This is a genomic window from Emcibacter sp. SYSU 3D8, assembly GCF_039655875.1.
Classification (GTDB): domain Bacteria; phylum Pseudomonadota; class Alphaproteobacteria; order SMXS01; family SMXS01; genus RI-34.
The window spans coordinates 73,507-94,488 of sequence record NZ_JBBYXK010000004.1 but is presented as its reverse complement, the minus strand read 5'-3'; the positions used below and the strand labels follow the sequence as shown (position 1 = coordinate 94,488).

At 64.9% G+C, this 20,982-nt stretch carries 20 protein-coding genes and 1 other RNA gene; 5 read left to right on the top strand and 16 right to left on the bottom strand.

From position 1 onward, the window contains the following. Positions 1–277 precede the first annotated feature (277 nt). Complete coding sequence (locus tag WJU21_RS14415) at positions 278–955, top strand: hypothetical protein (RefSeq protein WP_346324150.1); 678 nt, start codon at positions 278–280, stop codon at positions 953–955. 11 nt (positions 956–966) lie between these two features. Here the strand turns inward: WJU21_RS14415 and WJU21_RS14410 are convergent, their stop codons facing one another. The 5 genes from WJU21_RS14410 to rnpB form a co-directional block, all read right to left on the bottom strand. Further along, positions 967–3,444 (bottom strand): glycoside hydrolase family 3 C-terminal domain-containing protein, encoded by a 2,478-nt coding sequence (locus WJU21_RS14410; protein WP_346324149.1) that lies wholly within the window; start codon positions 3,442–3,444, stop codon positions 967–969. 134 nt (positions 3,445–3,578) lie between these two features. Continuing rightward, positions 3,579–4,001, bottom strand: a complete 423-nt coding sequence (locus tag WJU21_RS14405) for a CoA-binding protein (protein WP_346324148.1) — start codon at positions 3,999–4,001, stop codon at positions 3,579–3,581. Then, positions 4,001–4,792 carry an enoyl-CoA hydratase gene (locus tag WJU21_RS14400; protein WP_346324147.1) on the bottom strand — a complete coding sequence of 264 codons (792 nt, stop codon included), beginning with the start codon at positions 4,790–4,792 and terminating at the stop codon, positions 4,001–4,003. Before WJU21_RS14400 ends, WJU21_RS14405 begins: the two co-directional genes overlap by 1 nt. A 10-nt stretch (positions 4,793–4,802) precedes the next feature. After that, positions 4,803–5,981, bottom strand: a complete 1,179-nt coding sequence (locus tag WJU21_RS14395; RefSeq protein WP_346324146.1) for an epoxide hydrolase — start codon at positions 5,979–5,981, stop codon at positions 4,803–4,805. Positions 5,982–6,029: 48 nt separating this feature from the next. Next, positions 6,030–6,396, bottom strand: an RNA gene (rnpB, locus tag WJU21_RS14390) — RNase P RNA component class A. Between the two features lie 156 nt (positions 6,397–6,552). Between rnpB and WJU21_RS14385 the strand changes: the two genes are divergently transcribed. Further along, complete coding sequence (locus tag WJU21_RS14385; RefSeq protein ID WP_346324145.1) at positions 6,553–6,744, top strand: hypothetical protein; 192 nt, start codon at positions 6,553–6,555, stop codon at positions 6,742–6,744. A gap of 48 nt (positions 6,745–6,792) precedes the next feature. Here WJU21_RS14385 and WJU21_RS14380 read toward each other — a convergent pair whose 3' ends face one another. From WJU21_RS14380 to WJU21_RS14370, 3 genes are read right to left on the bottom strand one after another with little or no spacing between them, the layout of a single operon-like run. Next, entirely contained in the window at positions 6,793–7,539 is a 747-nt protein-coding gene (locus WJU21_RS14380) for an N-acetylmuramoyl-L-alanine amidase (RefSeq protein ID WP_346324144.1), read from the bottom strand. Further along, on the bottom strand, positions 7,536–8,423 hold the full coding sequence (locus tag WJU21_RS14375) for a DMT family transporter (protein WP_346324143.1): 888 nt from the start codon (positions 8,421–8,423) through the stop codon (positions 7,536–7,538). The genes WJU21_RS14380 and WJU21_RS14375 overlap by 4 nt, the downstream gene beginning before the upstream one ends. Next, positions 8,420–9,151 carry a DnaJ family molecular chaperone gene (locus tag WJU21_RS14370; RefSeq protein ID WP_346324142.1) on the bottom strand — a complete coding sequence of 244 codons (732 nt, stop codon included), beginning with the start codon at positions 9,149–9,151 and terminating at the stop codon, positions 8,420–8,422. Before WJU21_RS14370 ends, WJU21_RS14375 begins: the two co-directional genes overlap by 4 nt. A 128-nt stretch (positions 9,152–9,279) precedes the next feature. Between WJU21_RS14370 and WJU21_RS14365 the strand changes: the two genes are divergently transcribed. Beyond that, complete coding sequence (locus tag WJU21_RS14365) at positions 9,280–10,560, top strand: pentapeptide repeat-containing protein (protein ID WP_346324141.1); 1,281 nt, start codon at positions 9,280–9,282, stop codon at positions 10,558–10,560. 79 nt (positions 10,561–10,639) lie between these two features. Here the strand turns inward: WJU21_RS14365 and WJU21_RS14360 are convergent, their stop codons facing one another. From WJU21_RS14360 to WJU21_RS14335, 6 genes are all read right to left on the bottom strand, one after another. Next, positions 10,640–12,061 carry an FAD-dependent oxidoreductase gene (locus tag WJU21_RS14360; RefSeq protein ID WP_346324140.1) on the bottom strand — a complete coding sequence of 474 codons (1,422 nt, stop codon included), beginning with the start codon at positions 12,059–12,061 and terminating at the stop codon, positions 10,640–10,642. 94 nt (positions 12,062–12,155) lie between these two features. Next, positions 12,156–12,953 (bottom strand): SDR family oxidoreductase, encoded by a 798-nt coding sequence (locus tag WJU21_RS14355; protein WP_346324139.1) that lies wholly within the window; start codon positions 12,951–12,953, stop codon positions 12,156–12,158. Next, entirely contained in the window at positions 12,953–13,960 is a 1,008-nt protein-coding gene (locus tag WJU21_RS14350) for an aldo/keto reductase (RefSeq protein ID WP_346324138.1), read from the bottom strand. The genes WJU21_RS14355 and WJU21_RS14350 overlap by 1 nt, the downstream gene beginning before the upstream one ends. A gap of 76 nt (positions 13,961–14,036) precedes the next feature. Further along, complete coding sequence (locus WJU21_RS14345) at positions 14,037–16,193, bottom strand: xanthine dehydrogenase family protein molybdopterin-binding subunit (RefSeq protein WP_346324137.1); 2,157 nt, start codon at positions 16,191–16,193, stop codon at positions 14,037–14,039. Continuing rightward, positions 16,193–16,654, bottom strand: a complete 462-nt coding sequence (locus tag WJU21_RS14340; RefSeq protein WP_346324136.1) for a (2Fe-2S)-binding protein — start codon at positions 16,652–16,654, stop codon at positions 16,193–16,195. Before WJU21_RS14340 ends, WJU21_RS14345 begins: the two co-directional genes overlap by 1 nt. Before the next feature lie 162 nt (positions 16,655–16,816). After that, on the bottom strand, positions 16,817–17,302 hold the full coding sequence (locus tag WJU21_RS14335; RefSeq protein ID WP_346324135.1) for a hypothetical protein: 486 nt from the start codon (positions 17,300–17,302) through the stop codon (positions 16,817–16,819). 136 nt (positions 17,303–17,438) lie between these two features. Between WJU21_RS14335 and WJU21_RS14330 the strand changes: the two genes are divergently transcribed. Beyond that, complete coding sequence (locus WJU21_RS14330) at positions 17,439–18,029, top strand: TetR/AcrR family transcriptional regulator (RefSeq protein WP_346324134.1); 591 nt, start codon at positions 17,439–17,441, stop codon at positions 18,027–18,029. Between the two features lie 42 nt (positions 18,030–18,071). On the opposite strand, the gene WJU21_RS14325 is transcribed toward WJU21_RS14330, so the two are convergent. Both WJU21_RS14325 and WJU21_RS14320 read right to left on the bottom strand, forming a co-directional pair. Then, positions 18,072–18,455, bottom strand: coding sequence for a nuclear transport factor 2 family protein (locus tag WJU21_RS14325; RefSeq protein ID WP_346324133.1), 384 nt, complete (start codon positions 18,453–18,455; stop codon positions 18,072–18,074). Positions 18,456–18,465: 10 nt separating this feature from the next. Beyond that, complete coding sequence (locus WJU21_RS14320) at positions 18,466–19,503, bottom strand: zinc-binding dehydrogenase (protein ID WP_346324132.1); 1,038 nt, start codon at positions 19,501–19,503, stop codon at positions 18,466–18,468. 261 nt (positions 19,504–19,764) lie between these two features. On the opposite strand from WJU21_RS14320, the gene WJU21_RS14315 reads away from it, so the two are divergent. Continuing rightward, entirely contained in the window at positions 19,765–20,943 is a 1,179-nt protein-coding gene (locus WJU21_RS14315; RefSeq protein WP_346324131.1) for an efflux RND transporter periplasmic adaptor subunit, read from the top strand. Positions 20,944–20,982: the final 39 nt, after the last annotated feature.

Here is a 20,982-nt window from a genome sequence, read left to right as displayed (position 1 = left end):
GTCTCTACTTGGGACATTATGGGATAGCATGGGAAATCATGGGCGGTCAATGGGACTGGCCGCCGCAGACACCGAATTGCAAGTAATTCAAGCTGTGGGTGACAGGGATTTTCTCTGGGGCTAAAGAAGAGGGAACAGTCGAGTCGCGCCGTGCGCCTCACCCGAGCCCTGCTCCCATCTCAATTTGTTCATTTTTTGTTCGCTTTCGGCCGAAACGGCGCTGACTCCCCCAGGGAGCAGCGTTGGCGGCCGAAGGCCTTTCGAGGGGGAGCCAACCATGGAGTCGTTCCAGGATATCCTGGACAACAGCCGCACGTTCTTCGACGATGTGCTGCTGCCACGTATCGCCGACTATCTGCCGATGACGGTGGAGCCGACGGAGGAGATGAACCAGGTCGCCAACCGGGCGTTGGGCGCGGGCTTTACCGCAGCGATCATGTTCCCCTCGGTGAAACGCCAGCAGCTGGACTTCCGGCTGGCCGTCATCCAGCTGCTGAACGAGCCCATCGACGACATGGAAGACGCGGCGCAATACGCCGAGGCGGTGGTGCAGGACATGGAGACGCTGCAGCAGGCGCAGACTCTGAACCGGCCGGAAGGGCCCTATTGCCTGTTCATGCTGGCGGGCGCCTACCCGGCCGAGACACGCGGCAAGAGCCCCGACGACCTGCGGGCCGTGTTCGCCGAACGCCGCTGGGTATCGCTGACCGCCTTCGAGTACATGGCCATCCAGCGCGTCCGGGCCACGCACACCCGCGACCACGGTTTCGACAAGAACGGCCCGCTGGGACAGCCCATGTGGCTGCTCGACACGCTCGTCCCTCCGCGCGGCACCGCCTATGGCTTCTGGGACACCGAGACCCGTGCCGTCAATCTCGGCTGGGCGCCGTCCGACGAACCCATGGGCCGGCTCGGCGCCCACCCGGCGCTGATCGTCGAAATCCCGGACGATTGAGCGTCGGACTGCTACGCCGCCGATGACGCTTCGGGTGCATGTTCGATCAGATCGAAATCATGCCGTGCCGGCAGGTCCCGCGACGAGCCGCCGAAATGCGCTGCGAAGCGCCCCGGCTCGGCGCGCCATCCGGGAAGGTGGACGTCGTAGAACGAGAGGTCGCGCGGCGTCACCGTGAAGTCGACCGTCCGCGTCTCGCCCGGCGCCAGCGCCACCTTCCGGAAGCCCTTCAACTCGCGCAGTGGCCGCGCCTCGGTCGGCGCCGCCTGCTCGATATAAAGTTGCACCACCTCCTGACCCGGCCGGTCACCCAGGTTCGTGACGTCGACCGACACGGTGAACGTGTCGCCCTGGCGAACGGCTTCGGGACCACGCGGGACGGCGTAGCCGAATGTCGTGTAGGAAAGTCCGAAGCCGAATGGAAACAGCGGCTCGATCTTCGCCTTGTCGTAATAGCGATAGCCGACGAAGACGCCCTCGCCATACTCGGCGTCGCGCCCGCCCGGATAGTGAACGAAGGTGGGATTGTCCTCCAGGCGCCGGGGCATCGTATGGGGCAACCTGCCCGATGGATTGACCTCACCCGCCAGCACCCTGGCAACGGCGTGACCGCCCTCCTGCCCCGGCAGCCAGGCGGTCATCAGCGCCCGCGCCTTGTCCAGCCAGGGCATCGTTACCGGGGCGCCGTTCTGCAGGATGACGACAATGTTCGGGTTGGCGGCAGCGACCGCCTCGACCAGCGCGTTCTGGTCTCCCCAGAGTTCCATATCCGGCCGGTCGAACCCTTCGCCATCGGTCGAGCGCGAGACGCCGACAAACACCAGGGCAATGTCGGCGCCGCTTGCCGCCGCGACCGCGTCCTCGATGGTGCCGGCGGGCTTGCGCGCCCCCACCTTGAAGATGCGCATCAGATCCGACCGGGTGCTGTAGTCGATTTCTATCCGGTAGGCGCGGCCGGCTTCCAGCCTGACCCGGCCCTTGCCGCGTTTCATCCGGACCACTTCAAAATGGGCGAAGGCTTCCTGTTCTGTCGAACGGCCCGCCACCGGCACGCCGTCGATACGGATTTCGGCCCACGTGTCGGACCGATGACTGCATTCGACGATGAAATCGTAATCGCCGCCGCGCTCGGGCCAGAGCCAGCCTTGCCAGCGCACCGAGAACGCGCCCCGTCCGATCGGCGCCGCCGCGTCGTGGAAGCCGAATTTGTGCAGATACGGCTCCACGGCCTCGCGGACCGCCGGCCCCTCGAAGTCGGCATTGCCATAATATGTGGCCATGAGGCCCTGCTGGGTGCGCTCCCTGTCAGGGCTGAGCATGCGCCGGTCGATCAGCGGCACTTGCGGCTCGTTGTCGGTGCCCGGCGCATGCACCAGCGCCGCGCGGTCGCCGAGCAGCGCACGCAGGCCGTCGAGCGGCGTGACTTCGCGGAACGGAATGACGTGGGCGCTGCCGCTGCCCTGGATGATCGGTTCATCGGCATTGGGCCCAATGACCGCGATGGTGCCCAGCCTGCCGGCCCCCAGCGGCAGGATGCCGTCGTTCTTCAGCAGCACTACGGCTTCCTCGGCCACCGACCGGGCAATGCGCGCGTGCCGCTCGGTGTTGATCTCGGCCTGTCCCCCGGCGTGCAGCGCACGCAGGATCAGCCGCAGCATGCGCCGCGCCGCCTCGTCCACTGCGCCGGACGGCACCGCGCCGTCACCGACCGCCTCGACCAGCCGCTGGCCGAAATGCATCGCCGGTCCGGGCATTTCCATGTCGAGGCCCGCCGCGACCGCCGCGCTTGAATGGGTCGCGCCCCAGTCCGAAATCACCACGCCGCCGAAGCCCCATTCCCGCTTCAGCACCTGATTCAGCAGCCAGGGGTGCTCGCTGGCATGGATGCCGTTGACCCGGTTGTAGGCGGCCATCACCGTCCAGGCATCGCCCTGCTTCACCGCCTTCTCGAAGGCCGGGAAATAGATCTCGCGCAGCGCCCGCTCACTGACGTTGGAGCTGCCGCGCAGACGTTCATGTTCCTGGTTGTTGGCCGCGAAGTGCTTCACCGACACGCCGACGCCCTCGCCCTGAACGCCCTCGACGAAGGCCAGCGCCAGCTCGCCGCTCAACACCGGGTCTTCCGAATAGGTCTCGAAATTGCGGCCGCCCAGAGGCGTGCGCTGGATGTTGATGTTCGGCCCCAGCAGGATATTGACCCCCGAGGCGCGGGCTTCCCGGGCCATGGCGGCCGCCGCCTCGCGAACCCGCGCCGGATTCCAGGTGGCGCCCATGGCGACGCCCACCGGAAAGGCGGTGGAGGGCTCGCTCTGGGTTGACCGGTAGCCGTTGGGACCATCGGCCATGCGGATGGACGGCAGGCCGACCCGCGGTATGGCCACCGTGGTCCAGCCATCGGCGCCCGCGAGCAGCGCCGCCTTTTCCTCGAGCGTCAGCTTGCGGAGCAGATCCTCAACACGGCTGTCGAGTGTCGCGGCTGGGTCAGACACCTTTTTCCCCCTCGAAGCGTCCACCGGCAAATGATGGGGGATGGCCGGCGCCGCGTCTACAGGCCGAGCCGGCTCCACTCGATGACCGGACAGCGGTCCATCACCACAATGATGGGGGATGGCCGGCGCCGCGTCTACAGGCCGAGCCGGCTCCACTCGATGACCGGACAGCGGTCCATCACCACCTCGAGTCCCGCGCCGCGAGCCCTGGCCGCGGCATCCTCGTTGACCACGCCAAGCTGCATCCACACCGACTTGGCGCCCACCTCGATGGCGCGCTCGACCACCGGCGGGATGAACGCCGAGCGTCGGAAGCAGTCCACCATGTCGATGGGCACCGGAATATCGCCCATGTCGGCAAGGATGGTCTTGCCCTGCACCACCTCGCCCGCCGCGGTGGGATTGACCGGATAGACGTCATAGCCATGGGAAATCAGGAAGCTCATGACGCCATAGACCGGCCTGAACCGGTCGGTGCCGGCGCCGATCACCGCGATGGTCCTGGTGTTCCTGAGGATGCCGGCGACCACGTCGTCGGCCGGGTTGGTGAACGCCATCAGCTGTCCTTCCAGTGCGGGTGGCGCTTCTCCACGAATGCGCCGATGCCTTCGGCGGCGTCATCGAAACTCATATTCTCGATCATCGCCTCGGCTGCTAACGCATAGGCATCGGCAAGGTTCAACGGCAACTGGTGGTAAAAACCCTGCTTGCCGAAACGCAGTACTTTCGCCGATTTCGCGGCAAGCTGGGCCGCCAGCTTCTCGGTGGCAACCTCCAGCTCGGCAGCCGGCACCAAGCGGTTGACCAAGCCGATTTCGTAAGCGCGACTGGCCGGAATCATGTCGCCGGTCAACAGCATGTCCATGGCATGCTTGGGCGCCACGTTGCGCGACAGCGCCACCATGGGCGTGGAGCAGAACAGACCGATATTGACGCCCGGCGTGGCGAAACGGGAATCGTCGGCGGCCACGGCCAGGTCGCAGGAGGCGACGAGCTGGGCGCCCGCCGCCGTCGCCACGCCATGAACGCGGGCGATCACCGGCTGGGGCAGCGCGACGATCGCCTGCATCAGCTGGGCGCAGCTTTCAAAGGTCAGGCGGATGAAATCCGGGTCGTTGTCGTGCGACCGGAGCTCGCGCAGGTCGTGGCCGGCGCAGAACGCCGGCCCGGCGCCGGCGATGACCAGAACGCGAACGGTTTCGTCCTCGGCGATGGCCGAGAGCGCATCCATGATGGCGCCCATCAACTCGATGCTGAGCGCGTTGCGCGCCGGGCCTCGGTTCATGGTCAAGGTGGTGACGCCCTCGGGCGAGTCGGCGCGCCGCAATACAGGTTCGGTGGTGCTCATCATCATCTCCTCAGCGCAGCGGCCTGAACGTGGCCCTGATATCCTCGACCACGGCTTCGGGCTCCTCGGCGGCGGCAAAATGGCCCCCCATGGGATGTTCCTTGCGATAGCGCACGTCGAACTGTTGCTCTGCCTCGGTCGACAGGCTGCGGCCTACATCATGCTCCATATAGGTCAGGCCGGTCGGCACGTTCACCAGAGGCGTTCCCGAATGGGAGGGTTGCCACGGGTCCTTGCCGGCCTCGGCATAGAGCCTGGCCGAGGTGACGAACGTATCGGTGAACCAGTAAAGCGACGTCGTGGTCAGCAGGAAATCGCGGGTAAACGCCTGCTCCACGTCGCCATCATTGGCGCTCCAGGCGCGGCGGCGCTCGACCAGCCAGGCGAGCAGGCCAACCGGCGAATCGTGCAGCGCATAGGCCAGGGTCTGGGGATCGAGCATGTGCACCGCCACATGACTGGCGATGCGGCGCTGGATGTCGAGCAGCTTGGCGCGGGTCTCGGGCGGCAGATCGTCGGGCACCAGCTTGCCGCCGGTCACATCCCAGGGCCGCTGGTTCCCCCAATGGGTCAGGCGCGGCGTGCTGGTGAGGTGAATGCCGATGACGCTGTCCGGATATTTGTGACCCAGCTGGGCCGTGGTCGTCGCGCCCCAGTCGCCGCCCTGGGCGCCGTAGCGCTCGAAGCCGAGCTTTTCCGTCATCAGCTTGTGGATCGGGTCGGCGGCGCGCCAGGCGTTCATGCCGGCGCGCATCAGCGGCGACGAGAAACCGAAGCCCGGCATGGACATGACGATGACCTCGAAGGCATCCTTCGGGTCGCCGCCATGGGACGCCGGATCGGCCAGCGGCCGGATCAGCTCGTTGTAGTCCCAGAAGGTCCACGGCCAGCCATGGGTCATGACCAGCGGGATCGGGTTCGGCCCCTTGCCCGGCTCGCGGACGAAGTGCAGCGGAATGCCGTCCACGTCGGTCCGGTAATGGCTGAAGCTGTTGATGGCGGCTTCCTGCGCCCGCCAGTCATAGCCGTTCAGCCAGTAGTCCACCAGTTCGCGCATGTAGTCGCCGTTGGCGCCGTAGCGCCAGTCGTCGTTGGCCATGTCATGCGGCCAGTTGATGTCGCGCAACCGGCGCTTCAGGTCGTCCAGCCTGGCGTCGGGTATGGCGACCTTGAATGGTTCCACGGTCATCGGTCTCTCCCCGGAGTTGCGACGACGATACTACGGCAGATTGGATGAAGCGCCAGATGGCCTGTAAGCCGGGTTCTGTACCCGCGAACGGGTGATGACCATTCCTCTAGGCGTACCGTTGCCGGCACGCTCGTGCAACCTACCCGGGCGGCGCGTCGGAAACGCTGCATGTGCCGCCCCTATTCGGTCTTGCTCCCGGTGGGGTTTACCGTGCCGTCCCTGTTGCCAGGTCCGCGGTGCGCTCTTACCGCACCCTTTCACCCTTACCTGCCGCGAACGGCGGGCGGTTTGCTTTCTGTGGCACTTTCCCTGGGGTCGCCCCCGCCGGGCGTTACCCGGCACCGTATTTCCGTGGAGCCCGGACTTTCCTCCCCCTGCCGGTTACCCTGCAGGCGGCGGCCATCCGGCCATCTGGCGGGACGAACATGGGCCGCGCCGCCGCACCGGTCAAGAAGCCCTTGCAAGGCCAGGGCCTTTTGCGGAAGATGGCCGCCCTTTCCTGGACTCGGCGGTAATGACCAAAATTAGCCCTGCGAAATCGGCAATTCTTCTGGCACTCGGGGCGTCCCTGATGCTCGGCGGCTGTGAAACCCTCAACAAGCTGAACCCCTTCGGTGGCGGCGAAAGCAGGACCAAGGAACAGAAGAAGAAGGACGCGATCAAGAAATACGACAACCGTCCTGTCTACGAACCGACCGGCAGCATTCCGCCCGATACGGCCAACGCCAAGCGTTCGGCCGAGGATCTGAAAGCCGGGAAGTAACGCTCTGCCCTGCCGGCAGGACGCAGCGGAACAGCCCGGCCCAGCAACTCAGTGATCGCAGGCATCGCCCTTGGGCGGGCTGGCGGCTATGTCGGCCTGCACGGCCACCTGGACGGCGGCGATCAGTTGGCGCGTGTCCTTGTCGGCACTGCCGTCGACCTTCTTGGGCCGCCAGTGGCGCTGGAACGCCTTGAGGATCGCCCGATAGACCGGCGAGTCCTGGCCATCCACCGGGATGCAATAGCCGATCGAGCGCAGCGCGGTCTGCACGTCGCGGATCTGCGCCGGAACCGGCTCCATATCGGTGTGCTGCGGCCACAGGCCGATCCCCTTCTTCGCGAAGCGCTCCCACGGGAACAGCTCGCCCGGATCGTCCTTGCGCATGGGCGCGATATCGGAATGTCCCAGCACCTGCCGCCTGGGCATGGGATGACGCGACAGGATCTGCAGCGAAAGCTCCTCCAGCGCGGCCAACTGTGCCTCGGGGAAATCCCGGTAGCCGTTCTCGTGGCCTGGATTGACCAACTCGATGCCGACCGAGCGCTGATTGATGCCGATCTTGCCCTCCCAGCAGGACTGGCCGGCATGCCAAGCGGTCTTGTCCTCGGTGACAAGCTGGTGGACCGTGCCATCCTCGTCGATCAGGTAGTGGGCGCTGACCTTGGCTTCGGGATCGCATAGCCGGTCGATGGCGTCCTTCGCCGTGCCCATGCCGGTGTAGTGCAGGACAAGAAGATCGATGTCGAATCCCGGCGGACGGGCGGAAAAGTTCGGCGACTGCCGGTCGGTAATCATGTGGTACTCCCCATTGTGCGCATGGCGCGGGCCTTGAGCGCCTCGCGGATTTGGATAATGGCGACACCGGAGAAGGTCATCAAGCCGCCGATGGCCAGTTTCGTCGTTACCGGGTCGCCATTGATCCAGATACTGAAGAACATGCCGAGCATGGGCGGCGCAATCATGAACGGCACCATGGTGGTCACCGGATAGCGCTGCAGCAGATAGAACATGCCGCCATGGCCGATGATCGAGGCGCCGATGCCGGTATAGGCGACGGCGGCGGCGCCTTCCCAGCCGGAAGCCAGCAGATGCGGTATCTGGCCGCTCTCGGTCACGGCCGACACCGCGAACAGCGCCGGAAAGCTGACCGCGGCGATCCATGCCTGGACCTGCATGGGATGGACGCCCTTCAGGCCGCGCATCAGGATCACCGACACGGCGAAGAAGCACGAGCCGACGCAGCACAGGATCAGCGCCACCGGCGTGTCGAACGCTACAGGATCGAAGCCCAGCAGCAGGATGCCGCCGAATGCGACGGTCATGCCGGCGATCCGCCACGGCCCCACTTTCTCGCCCAGAAAAATCACCGCGAGCAGCACCATGAACGGAATGTTGAACTGGATTGCGACGGCAACCGGCGCGGCATGGGCGGTCAGGGAATAGCCCACCAGGATCAGCCCGAAATGCAGCGCGCCCGAGGTGAGGCCGATGGCGACGACGCGCCGCATCTGGCCCTTCACCGGCTTGAGGAACGGCACCAGCAGGATGGCCACGATAAAGAACCGCATGCCGGCGAAGAACACCGGCGGCATCATATCGACGCCCCATTTGGTGACCACGACGTTGAAGCCCCACACCAGCGTGACGAGGACGGCCAGCGCAAAATGCCGGACGGTCAATGGGATAGGCCCCGATGCTTGCGAATCCGGTCCCAGGCGTCGTTGATGGCGGCCAGCTTCTCGTTGGCCAGGTCGATGAATTCCTGCGGCAGCCCCTGCGCCACCAGCGAGTCCGGATGGTGCTCGCGCACCAATTGGCGGTAGCGCGATTTGACCGTCTCGTCCGCCGCCGTGCGCGCGATGCCCAGGACGCGGTAAGGATCGGCGTCGCCCGCGCCGACATGGCCGGCGCGGATGCGGTCGAATTCGTTGCGGTCGAAGCCGAAGATGTGCGCCACCTGGAACAGGAACTCGTCCTCGGCCGGATGAATGACGTTGTCGGCCTTGGCGATGTGGAACAGCGCATCGAGCAACTCTTCCAGCACGGTCTTGTTATCGCGGAAAAGCCGGGCCAGCTGCTGTGCATAAGGCTCGAAGCCGGTCGCCTCGCGCTTGGCCCGGTCGAACAGCCGCGAGACATTCTTCAGCTCGTCATCCGGCACATGGAAGACCTCGCGGAACGCGGCCACCTCGTCGAGGGTTACCGCGCCGTCAGCCTTCGCCATCTTGGCGCCCAGCGCGATGACGCCGATGGTGAAGCTGATGCTGCGAGTGCCGCCCGCGGACTCGTCGGCGCCGTTGCCGCTCTTGACGGCCGCGTAGCCGCCGAGCGCGCCCAGCAGCGCGCCGAGCGGCCCGCCCAGCACCAGACCCGCCGCCCCGCCCACCAATGTGCCCCAGATGCTCATCCGCCTCTCGTCCGAGCGGCGTTAGTAGCACTGAATGCAGTAGCCATCAGCCTTCTTTTCCGCAAACCTTTCAAGCTGTGCCTAAGGCGGACTATCTAGACCGCTAGGATGTTGACTCTCAGGTCAATATGCTGGCCTTGATAATCGTGGGGGCTTTAATGTTGTGTGGATATACCGATTGGCAAGGCGTACAGTGCAAGCACTTTGCACAAAAAAATTCCAATAGATGCGTGTTTCACGATACAACAGCAGATCCTAAGAAATTTCTGCGACACTTTCAGGTATTAGTTTCCAAAAAGGATGGAAATTGGAGAGGTTTTAATTTCCCCGATTTAGATATATCGCACCAGAAATTTGATTTTGATATTGATTTATCAGATTCCATATTCACTAATGCAAATATTACTCAAGTGGAATTCTGCGGAAATATTGACCTCAAGCGCGCAAAATTCCAACGGAGACTGTCCTTGTCGGGCACAAGATTTCGCGGATTTGTTGAACTTCAGGAAAGCACATTTGAAGGTAAAGTGGAATCTAATTCAATAATATTTTCTGGCTACGTAAATATGTCAAAAATCGTCGCACGTGATGATTGGCAACTCGGCGGAAAATCTGAAAGCGGCATTAACCTAAATTCCTCAATATTTTATAAGTCAGCTAAGTTCCGCGGATTTAGGCAGGTTTATATGTCCACTTCTGGCAATAATCCACCTACAGAGGTCAATTATTTATTCATGGGTGAATCTCATATTGAGAATGTCAATTTTGTAGAACCAGAAAAGGTATCGTTTAATATGGTAGACTTTAGGAAATGCTATCTATCCGGCACCAATCTGATCGGATGCAACATGATCAATGTCTTGTGGCCAAAAATTAAAAACCGATCTGGATTATTTCAGGAAATATGGGCAACAGAGCCTTTCAAGACAGATATAACATTTAGAGAATCCTATGCTCCGGTGCTTGAACATACATACAGAGAGATTCGCCGTAGCTATGAAAACAATGGAGACTTCATTACATCAAACGATTTCCGGATAGGCGAAATGCAATCAAAGGAGATAATATTAAATGACCGTGGAGAGCGCGTTACTCTCTTCTTTGTGCATTTTTACGGCGTCATTTGCGGCTACGGCACAGATATAAAACAGTCTGTGCGAGTAAGCTCTGACCTATTCGTATTATACTTCATTACCTACTTTTTGGCAGACGCAGCAACTAGCACCAAATCGGCCGTGACTTTATTATCCGGAGCCGCGTCCAATTACTTATCAATATTAAGCCTGCAAGGACTTGCTGCCGCCAACACAGAACCGGCTCTTTATGCTATATCTTGCATAATGAGATTAATTATGGCCATTTTAATTAGCCTAATGATTATTTCTTTCCGCTCAACTGTTCGCCGATAACCTGCGGCCTAAAGGACGCGCCAGATACGACGGCTAGCCAACCTCGTCGGCCTATTGCTGCTCGAGGCGATCCTATCAATTAGGCGTTGCGCCTGGCCTCGGTAGCCGCGCTCCGGCCGGCGATGCGGCCGAAGACGATGGCGTTGGCGATGGAGTTGCCGCCGCCGATATAGCGCTCGCCCAGCACGCCGCCGGTGGTCTCGCCGCCCGCGAACAGGCCGCGGATCGGCCTGTCGAGCTCATCGAGGGCCTGCGCCGACGCGTTGATCCGAACGCCGGTCGAGGTGAGGCAGACGATGGCCGGCCGTACCTCGACGGCATAGAACGGACCGGTGCGGATGGGCTTCATGTCGGCCGGGTCCTTGAAGAACATGCTGTCGAGGCCGGCGTCCGTGTCGGCGTTGTAGGTCTCGACCGTCGCATTCAGCGAGCCGGGACGGATGCCGCACCTTATCGCCAGTTCGTCCAGCGTGTCGGCCTTGATGACCTTGCCGGTCTTGACCTGCGCCTCCAGCTCGTCGGCCACCCAGTTGAGCGGCAGCGCGCCCGAGGCGAACGCATCGGCGTATTTCGCCAGCGGCTTGGCCTCGCGCTTTGCGACGTCGTCGAAGATGGCGAAGCACGAGCCGCCGGTCTGCGCCTTCACCACGCCGGACATCACCGCGTATTCGGCGGTTTCCTTGACGAAGCGGCGGCCTTCCCTGTTCACATAGACCAGCCAGCCCGGCACGAACACCTCCAGCTCCTTGCGGAAATTCGGCGTGGTCAGCAGCAGGCCCCGGTTGTGGCCGACGATGTCGGCGCCGGCCTGCTGGCCCAGCAGCAGGCCGTCGCCGACACAGTTCCTGTTGCCGATATACCAGGCCCAGTCGCCCTGTGCGGCGGCTTCCGGATAGTATTTGTGCAGGAAATGCGGGTTGGCGCCGAAGCCGCCGGTGGTGAGCACCACGGCGCCGGCGCGCACGTCCTGCCCGCCGGCATGGACGCCGACGACGCGGCCGGTGGCATCGTCGATCAGCAGCGTCTGGACGCGGGTCTTCAGCGCCACGTCGATGAGACGCTTGCTGACCTCGCGGTCGAGGGCGGCGGCGATCGCCGCGCCGTTGCCGTGGGCGTGATGGCCACGCTCGAAGCTTTCCACGCCCGACGAATAGAGGTCTTCCGGGTGGAACTCGACGCCCATGGACATCAGCCAGTCCAGGCCCGGCGTGGCGTTGTCGCAGATTGTCCGCGCCAGAGACGCCTCGACCCGGTACTGGTTCAGGGTCATGTAGTATTCGAACATCAGCTCGGCACTGTCGCCCTCGATGCCCTTGGCGCGCTGCACGCTGGTGCCAGCGGCGTAATAGACACCGCCCGACAAGGCGGTCGAGCCACCGAGCCTGGCGTCCGCCTCGATCAGCAGCACCGACGCGCCCGCGTCCGCGGCCATGATCGCCGCCGACATGCCGGCACCGCCGCCGCCCACCACGATGACGTCGAAATCCCGGTCCTGTGTCATTCATCCTCCCCTGCCGGCCAGTACGCCGGCGAATGCGCATGCGGAGGATAGTAATACACGCGTTTTACATCAATGGGGTCGCGAATCCGGTGGGCTACAGCACCAGCCAGCCGCCGTCGACCGGCAGGTAGATGCCGGTGACGAAATCGCTCATCGGGCCCGACAGGAACACCGCCGCCTTGCCCAGTTCCATGGGATCGGCCCAATGGCCCAGCGGCAGGCGCGCGATGCGGCTCGCCACCGTGTCGGCCAGCGGATCGCCGGTCGGCTCCGGCGCATGGCCGGTGATCGGCGGCGCGTCGGGCGACCGCGTCCAGGTCGGCCCGGGCGCCAGCGCGTTGACGTTGATCTTGTGCGGCGCCAGCTCCAGCGCCAGCGCGCGGGTGATCTGCAGCACCGCGCCCTTCGATCCGTCATAGGTGACGCCGACGCCGGGCGAGATCGACTGGGTCGAGGCCAGGTTGATGATCCGCCCGCCCCTGCCCTGGTCGATCATCATCCGCGCCGCGGCCCGGCAACCGTAGAACACGCCGTCGACGTTGATCGACCACAGGGTGCGCCACATCTCGTCGGTGATGCCGCGCACCGGGCCGCCGAAGCCGGTATAGACGCCGGCGTTGTTGACCAGGATGTCGAGCCCGCCCAGCCTGGCGCCCGTCTCGTCGAGCGCCGCCTCGAACGCGGCGCGGTCGCTGACGTCGAGGGTGATGGCATGGCCGCCGATCTCCTCGGCCGTGCGCCGCGCGCCGTCGCCGTCCACGTCACTCACGGCGACCCTGGCGCCAGCGGCGGCAAGCGCCCGGGCGATGCCCTGGCCGATGCCCATGGCGCCGCCGGTCACATGGGCGACCTTGCCCGAGAGGTCGATCCAGCTTTTCGGGTCGATGGTCATCATCTGTATCCTTCATGCACGGGAACGCGCGGCAGCTTCCACCACACCGCGTCGCAGGCGGCGGCGAGTTCGTCGCCCAGGTTCAGGTCGGCGCCCTTGCGGGTCGCGTCAAGATGCTCGGGCCGGCTGGCGCCGATGATCGCCGAGGTGATGCCCGGCTGGCACAGCACCCAGGCCACGGCGATCGACGCCATCTCGTGCCCGGCGTCGCGGGCGGATTCGGTCAGACCCTCGACCGCCTCGAGATGCCTGTCGTGCCAGTACCGCTGCTGATAGGTCTGGCCGGCGACGGGCAAATCGAAGCGGGTGCCGGGATCAACCTCCTGGCCGCGCCGGTAGCGGCCCGACAGCATGCCGCCGGCGATGGGATTGTAGACGATGACGCCCAGTTCCTTGTCGCGGCACAACGGCAGCACCTCGGTCTCGATCTCGCGAAACAGCATGTTGTACCGCGGCTGCAGCGTCCGGTAGGCCTCGAGCCCCAGGCGCTCGCTGGTGTGCAGCGCCTCGGCCAGCCGCCACGCCGGATAGTTGGAGCAGCCGATGTAGCGGACCTTGCCGCTGCGCACCAGATCGTCGAACGCGCGCAGGGTCTCGTCGGCGGGCGTGAACTGGTCCAGCGAATGGGCCTGGTACAGGTCGATCACATCGGTCTGCAGCCGGCGCAGGCTGTTCTCGACCGCCCGCTGGATATTGAAACGCGACAGGCCGGAATCGTTGACGGTCGGTCCCATGGGCGCACGGCACTTGGTGGCGAGGAAGATGCGGTCGCGCACGCCGCGCTCCTTCATCCACCGCCCGATGATCTCCTCGGTGCGGCCGGCGCGCTCCGCGCCGCCGCCCAGCGGATAGCCGTCGGCGGTGTCGAAGAAGTCGATGCCGGATTCGTATGCCTTGTCCATGATGGCGAACGAGGTTGCCTCGTCGCATTGCATGCCGAATGTCATGGTGCCCAGGCACAGCGGCGGCACGCGAACACCTGTCCGTCCCAGCGGACGCAATTTCATGAAGTCTCTCCTCTCCCGTGGAACAGAGAGCCTACTTCAGGATTGTACCGGCGCGGTAGGCGGTTCGCCGAAAATGTCAGACCAGGTCCGACCGGGCGAAGGGCAACTCGCGCACCCGCTTGCCGGTGGCCTTGAACACCGCGTTGGCGACGGCGGGGCCGATGGGCGGCACGCCGGGCTCGCCCACGCCTGAGGGCTTCTCGGTCGATGGCACCACATGGACCTCGATGGCCGGCATCTCGGTGATGCGCAGCGACTTGTAGCCGTCGAAATTGCCCTGTTCGACGGCGCCGTCCTTGAGCGTGATCGCGTCATGCAGGATGGCGCCCAATCCAAAGCCGATGCCGCCTTCCATCTGGGCGGCGATGTTGTCGGGATTGACCGGCACGCCGCAATCGACGGCGCAGACCACTTTCTCGACCTTGATCTTGCCGTTGTTGACGCTGACTTCAGCGATCTCGGCCACATAGGTGCCGAAGGAATGGTGCACGGCGACACCCCGGAAGCGGCCCTCCGGCGCAGGCTTCGCCCAGCCGGCCTTTTCGGCCGCCAGCTTGAGCACGGCGACCTTGCGCGGCTCGCCCTTCATCAGCCGCAGCCGGTACGCGACCGGATCGATCCCGGCTGCCGTCGCCAGTTCGTCGATCATGGTCTCCATCACATAGGCGGTGTGGGTGTGGCCGACCGAGCGCCACCACAGCACCGGCACCTTCACGTCGGTGGTATGCAGGTCCACCTGCATGCCGGCATTGGCATAGGCCATGTCGGAGATGCCCTCGATGGAGGTGTCGTCGATGCCGTTCTTCATGCCCATGGCTTCGAACGCCGTGCCCTTCAGGATCGACTGACCGACGATCCTGTGCTCCCAGCCCAGGATGTTGCCCTTGGCATCGAGGCCGACGCGCGCCTTGTGCACGAAGGCGGGGCGGTAATATCCGCCCCTGATGTCGTCCTCGCGGGTGTAGACCAGCTTGATCGGCTGGGGCTTGCCCCAAGCCTTGGCGATGGTCGCCGCCTCCGCGAAATAGTGAGCGTTGTGGATCGCCCGGCGGCCGAACGAGCCGCCGGCCCACATGGTCACGATGGCAATCTTTTCAGCCGGCAGGCCCAGCGTCTTGGCCGCCACCATGTGGTCCACCGCCTGGAACTGCGACCCGGACCAGAATTTGGCCGATGTGCCGTCATACAGCACGGTCACGTTGATGGGCTCCATGGGCGCATGGGCCAGATAGGGAAACTCGTAGGTTGCCTCCACGACCCTGGCGGCATCCTTCAGCCCCTTGGCGGCGTCGCCCGTGTCGCGGACGCGGACGCCCGGCGTGTCGGCAAGCGCCCGATATTCCGTGAAGATTGCGTCGCTCGAGCGCGTTTCTGCAGCGCTTTCATCCCAGTCGAGCTTAAGCAGCTCCCGCCCCTTGATCGCCTGCCAGGTGGTGCTGGCCAGCACCACGACGCCCTGCGGCACCTCGAGCACACCGACCACGCCGGGTGCTTCCTTGGCCGCGGACGAATCGACCTTGCGCAGGGTGGCGCCCCATTTTGGCGGCCGTGCGGTGACGGCGACCAGCATGCCGTCCAGGTGCAGGTCCATGGCGAACAGATTCACCGACCCTTCCGACTTGGACTTGGCGTCGACACGGGGGAACGACTTGCCGATATAGATCCAGTCCTCGGGTTTCTTGAGCGTGACCGTCGGCGGCACCGGCAGCTTGCCAGCCGCTTCGGCGAACGCACCAAGCCCGGCGCGCTTGCCGGACGCATGGCGCAGTTCACCCGCCTCGATCGTCACCTCGCCAGCCGGCACCTTCCAGGCGGCGGCGGCGGCCTCGGCCAGCATCTGCCGCGCGGCGGCGCCCGCCTCGCGGTACTGGTCGAAGGAATTGGCCATGGAACTGGAGCCGCCGGTGCCCTGCATGCCGAACAGCAGATTCTTGTAGCGGGAATCCGAGGGGGCGAACTCGACCACAACCTGCTCGGGCCGGGCGTTCAGTTCCTCGGCCACCAGCGAGGCGAGTCCGGTGGCCGATCCCTGGCCCTTGTCGAGATGCTTGACGATGACGGTCACCGTGCCGGCGCCGTCGATGCGCACGAACGGATTGAACTCTGCGGCAGCGCTGGCTGCGACGGCATCCTTCGCCGCGGCTTCAAGAACGCGAAAGCCCAGGACAAGGCCGGTGCCCGCGCCGACGCACAGCGCCAGCATGCCGCGCCGTGTGGTGGTGATCGCGTTCATCAGGCCGCTCCCAGCTTTTCGGAAGCGGCATGGATCGCGGCGCGGATACGCATATAGGTGGCGCAGCGGCAGATGTTGCCGGACATGGCGGCGTCGATATCCGCATCGGTCGGTGTCGGCGTGTCGGTCAACAGCGCCGTCGCCGACATCAACTGGCCGGATTGGCAATAGCCGCATTGCGGCACCTGGTGCTCGATCCAGGCGGCGTGCAATGCCTCGGCCACCGGTCCGCTGGCGCCCTCGATGGTGGTGATCTCGCTGCCGACCAGTCCCTCGATGGGCTGCTGGCAGGAGCGCACCGCCATGCCGTCAACGAGCACCGTGCAGGCGCCGCACTGGGCGATGCCGCAGCCGAACTTGGTGCCGGTCATCTTCAGCGTGTCGCGCAGCGCCCAGAGCAGGGGCGTGGACGGATCGGCATCGACGCTGCGCGCCGTGCCATTGATGTTGAGTTCGATCATGGAGCACCCGAAACGGTCAATGCGGCCATGCGCCGATGCAGGCGCGGCCACGGCCTGAGTTACGACGATTGTCATCCTGCCGTTGCGAGAGGGCAATGAAATTGCGTCGATCAGCCGGGCAGGCGCCGCGCACGGCGTGCGTGCGAAATTGGACCGGCGGCGTCAATTGTCCGGCGCGCCCTGCTCGATCCAGGCGCGAAGCGTCGCCATTTGCTCGGGCGACAGCGGCGCGCCGCCCACGGGCATGCGTTCGCCGGTGCCGCCGGCCGCCACATGGGTGCCTTCCAGTTTACGCACCAGATAGCTCTGTTCCGGCTTGCCGGGCTCGACGCGGTTGAGCTCGGTTTCTGTAGCCTTGACGCCCACCAGCGTGGCATAGGCGACCTTGGGCACCAGTTTCATGTTGCCCGGCTCCCTGCCGGTCAGGTGGCACATCACGCACCTTGTCTTGAGGATCGGCACAATGTCCTTGGAGAAGCTCGCAGGCTCGGCCGCGTGCGCCGCCGAAGCGATGCCCAGCGCCAGCGGCAGGGCGAAGATCAGGTACTTCACGTTCAGGATTTCCTTCAGTTCCGGCTGAGGTTCACGTGTGGCGATATAGCCGAAAAACCCGGCCGACGCCATGCGCCGCTGGGAGGGCCGCCCCACGCGGGCGACAGCTTCCGGTTCCCGAATCCCCGTGCTATACGCGTTACTGGCTGGTATCACCGGCCAAAGCTGGCCCGCGCATATTAATTCGTGCTGGCGATGACAAGAACACGCTGTCCTGGGTTGTTGTAGGCAAATGCCCCGTCAAGTCGATCACGATGCCCGCCGGCGGGAAGTCGCCGAGGTCGCCGCCCGCCTGATTTCCCAGGTCGGCGTCGAGCGTGTCACCGTCCGTGAACTGGCCAAGGCGGCGGGCTACAGCACCGCCATCGTCAGCCACTATTTCGCCGACAAGCGCCAGCTTCTGCTGTTCACCTACCAGGCCGCCGCCCAGGCGGCGCAGGCCCGCGTCGATGCGGTGCTGGAGCACGCGCCGGACGACCTGATCGGCACCATCGAGGCGCTGCTGCCGCTTGACGAGGCGCGTCACCGCGAGTGGCAGGTGTGGCTGTCGTTCTGGGGCATGGCGATCGGCGACCCGGAATTCGCGGCCGAGCAACGTGGCCGGGCGTTCAATACCCGCAAGCGCATCGAGAAAGTGCTGAGGACCATGGCCGACAACGGCAAGCTGGCCAAGGACACGGACTTCGACCTGATCGCGCGCGAGCTGCTTACCATGGTCAACGGTCTCGCCGTCCAGGCCGGCTTCGATCCCGCCGACTGGCCGCCGGAAAGCCTGCGCAAGGTTCTGCTTCAGGCGGTGAAGCCGCTGACGGCCAAGGCTTGAAGCGTCCCTGAAAAGGCTGCGGGGCGCACCGCCCCGACCGGTTCAGAGCGGCCGCAACAGATAACGCGATATTCTGTCATCCGTGATCTCGAACCAGACCATGAAGGGCCGCTCGGTGCCGTCCTCGCCGCGCACATAGCCCAGGATGGCGCCCTTGTTCCCTTCGAGGACCATGTCGCGCACCTTGTGGCGGATGCGCGCCTCGGCGAGTTGCATCACCCGCGCCTGCAGGAACGTTTGCACCTCGGCGCGGCCATGATTGGTCGACGGTTCGCCGTGGATGAAGCCGTGATGGGGCCAGACCTGCGCGTGCGACCATTCCACGTTCTCGTGCAATGCCGAGGCGGCCTTGGCCATATCGCCGGAATCGATGCCATCGTAATAGGTCGACTGCAGCAGTTCGTAAGCCCGATCCTTCATCGACATGCAAGCTCCCTTACTTTGAAATGATGACCTGGGCCGGGTTGATCAGGCCGTGCCGCGCCTTGTTGGCAGTCAGGTCGAATGCCTCCGGCACCTTGTCGATGCCGTCCAGGATTTTGGTGATCATGGGCTTCAGGTCGACCCGGCCGGAGGCGACCAGATTGACCGTCGCCTCGAACATGCGCCGGTCCAGCATCGAGGGAAACAGGTAACGGATGCTGCGCTGGCGGAACACGGCATAGGGCAGCACGGCCGCGTCGCCGTCGAACGCGATGCCGACCACCTTGCCGTTGTCGCGCAGCATCTCGGCCGCCTGGATCAGCGTCGTATTGCCGGCAAGGCCCTGATCGGGCGGGCCGCCCGCCGTCTCGAACACCACGTCGGCACCCCTGCCGCCGGTCAGGTCGCGCACCGCGGCGACCGGATCGTCGCGGGTGGTGTTGATGGTGATGTCGGCGCCCACCTGGCGGGAAATCTCCAGCACGCCGTCGCGGCGCGCGACGCCGATGACGAGGCCGGCGCCCGCCGTCGCCGCCACCTGCAGGCAGGCCAGCCCCATGGAACCCTGGCCGATCACGACGACCACGTCACCCAGGCTGATGCCGGCGGCGTGAACGGCGGCGACCGCATCGGTCAGCGGCTGGATCGCGGCGCCCTCGCTGTCACTGACGTGATCGGGCAGCGCGGCCAGCAGGCTTTCGGGGAATACGCCATATTCGGCCAGCGCGCCCGGATAGTCGAAGCCGACGATGCCGTCCGGATGGGACCCGCGCGCGGCAACGCGCATGCCGGGCTTCAGCGTCGTGACGCACTCACCCACCTCGACCACTTCGGCCGAGAATTCATGGCCGAACACGGGCGCCGGACCGGCCGCCATGGCTTTTTCTATCTTGGCATAGCCATAGGTTTTCGCCCCGTGCAACAGCAGCGTCTCGGTGATGCTGGGCTGCACCATGCGGATGCGGGCTTTCACCCAGCCGGGCCGAACCACGGGTTCCGGCACGTCGTCGAGGCGCATGTCGCCCCAGGCATATGTCCGCCATGCTTTCATCGGTTCGCGCCTCCCCGCGCGGAAACGGAACATTGCCCGTTTCGACATCGTTTGGCCACAGCGCGCCGCGCGGACCGCGCGATCGGCTGTCATTTGGGTCCCATATTTTTGAAATCGGCCGAAGGTAAAAGCCCCCAGGCTGCGTTCAAGTCTGGACTTCCCGCGTGCGCGGGCTGAGGGTATCGCGGGAAATGAGGCTTAGGTTTGGCTGATCGAGCAGGTTCGACGTGGCTCTCGGGGTCGAGGAGAAGCGCCCTTCTGGTGCTGGCGGGCCTGATCCTGACCGCCCTTGCGATCTGGCTGTTCGCTGGCGGCGGCGAGTCAGGCCGTGACCAGGGACGCCGACGGCCACCCGCGACCGTCGGCACCGCCGAGGCGGCCCTGGCCGACATGCCGGTGACGCTGTCGCAGATCGGCACCGTACAGCCCGTTGTCCAGGCAACCGTCCGCACGCAACTCGCAGGCGTGCTGTTCGCCATCGAGTTCGAGGAGGGCCAGCAGGTCGCCAAGGGCCAACGTCTGGCGCAGATCGACCCCCGCCCCTACCAACTCGCCCTTTCCGAAGCCGAAGGCAATCTGGCGCGCGACCGGGCGCAGCTCAACGCCGCCCGCGTCGACCTGGAACGCTACCGGACCCTGCTGGCGCAGGATTCGATCGCCGCCCAGCAGGTCGACACCCAGGCGGCAACCGTCAAGCAACTCGAAGGCACGGTAGAAGCCGATGCCGCCCAGGTCGGCAACGCCAGGCTCAACCTGTCCTACACGGCGATCACGGCGCCGGTCAGCGGCAAGGTCGGCCTGCGCCAGGCCGACATCGGCAATTACCTGACGCCGGGCGACGCCAACGGCATCGTGGTGATCACCCAGACGTCGCCGATCGACGTCTCCTTCGCTTTGCCTCAGGATCAGGTTCCGGCCGTCCAGGCGCGCCTGCGGGACGGCGCGGTGCTGCCGGTGACCGCCCATGACCAGAATGGCGACACGGTACTGGCCAAGGGACAGTTCCTGACCTTCGACAATGTCAGCGACATCGCCACCGGCACGGTCAAGGCCAAGGCGCGCTTCGCCAATGCCGAGGGCAACCTGTTTCCCAACCAGTTCGTCAACGTGACCCTGCGGGTCGATACCCTGAAGCAGGCCGTCACCGTGCCCGTGACGGCTGTCCGTCACGGCTCCCGAGGCGACTTCGTCTTCATCCTTACGCCTGAGAAAACCGCTCGGCTGCAGGTGGTTGAGCTGGGTCCGTCCGACGGCACCAGGAGCGTGGTGACCTCGGGCGTCAAGGCCGGCGACACGGTCATCACCGAGGGCGCCGACCGGATCGACGACGGCGCCAGCGTCAATCTTCCGGGCGAGCGGCGCGCCGACGGCAACACCGGCGAGCGGCCGCGGCGGGACGACGGCGGCAAACCCCGGAGCCGCGACCGGAAAGCTCCGTGAGCACGCCCGGAGACGATCTCGGCCCGGCACCCGGCGAGG

Coding starts and splice junctions, on each gene's coding strand:
- WJU21_RS14350 (WP_346324138.1), bottom strand. CDS start 13,960: ATGAAATTGCGTCCGCTGGGACGGACAGGTGTTCGCGTGCCGCCGCTG.
- WJU21_RS14345 (WP_346324137.1), bottom strand. CDS start 16,193: ATGAACGCGATCACCACCACACGGCGCGGCATGCTGGCGCTGTGCGTC.
- WJU21_RS14385 (WP_346324145.1), top strand. CDS start 6,553: ATGCTCGGCGGCTGTGAAACCCTCAACAAGCTGAACCCCTTCGGTGGC.
- WJU21_RS14405 (WP_346324148.1), bottom strand. CDS start 4,001: ATGGCGTTCACCAACCCGGCCGACGACGTGGTCGCCGGCATCCTCAGG.
- WJU21_RS14370 (WP_346324142.1), bottom strand. CDS start 9,151: ATGAGCATCTGGGGCACATTGGTGGGCGGGGCGGCGGGTCTGGTGCTG.
- WJU21_RS14395 (WP_346324146.1), bottom strand. CDS start 5,981: ATGACCGTGGAACCATTCAAGGTCGCCATACCCGACGCCAGGCTGGAC.
- WJU21_RS14400 (WP_346324147.1), bottom strand. CDS start 4,792: ATGAGCACCACCGAACCTGTATTGCGGCGCGCCGACTCGCCCGAGGGC.
- WJU21_RS14340 (WP_346324136.1), bottom strand. CDS start 16,654: ATGATCGAACTCAACATCAATGGCACGGCGCGCAGCGTCGATGCCGAT.
- WJU21_RS14415 (WP_346324150.1), top strand. CDS start 278: ATGGAGTCGTTCCAGGATATCCTGGACAACAGCCGCACGTTCTTCGAC.
- WJU21_RS14325 (WP_346324133.1), bottom strand. CDS start 18,455: ATGTCGATGAAGGATCGGGCTTACGAACTGCTGCAGTCGACCTATTAC.
- WJU21_RS14380 (WP_346324144.1), bottom strand. CDS start 7,539: ATGATTACCGACCGGCAGTCGCCGAACTTTTCCGCCCGTCCGCCGGGA.
- WJU21_RS14365 (WP_346324141.1), top strand. CDS start 9,280: ATGCTGGCCTTGATAATCGTGGGGGCTTTAATGTTGTGTGGATATACC.
- WJU21_RS14360 (WP_346324140.1), bottom strand. CDS start 12,061: ATGACACAGGACCGGGATTTCGACGTCATCGTGGTGGGCGGCGGCGGT.
- WJU21_RS14330 (WP_346324134.1), top strand. CDS start 17,439: ATGCCCCGTCAAGTCGATCACGATGCCCGCCGGCGGGAAGTCGCCGAG.
- WJU21_RS14320 (WP_346324132.1), bottom strand. CDS start 19,503: ATGAAAGCATGGCGGACATATGCCTGGGGCGACATGCGCCTCGACGAC.
- WJU21_RS14355 (WP_346324139.1), bottom strand. CDS start 12,953: ATGACCATCGACCCGAAAAGCTGGATCGACCTCTCGGGCAAGGTCGCC.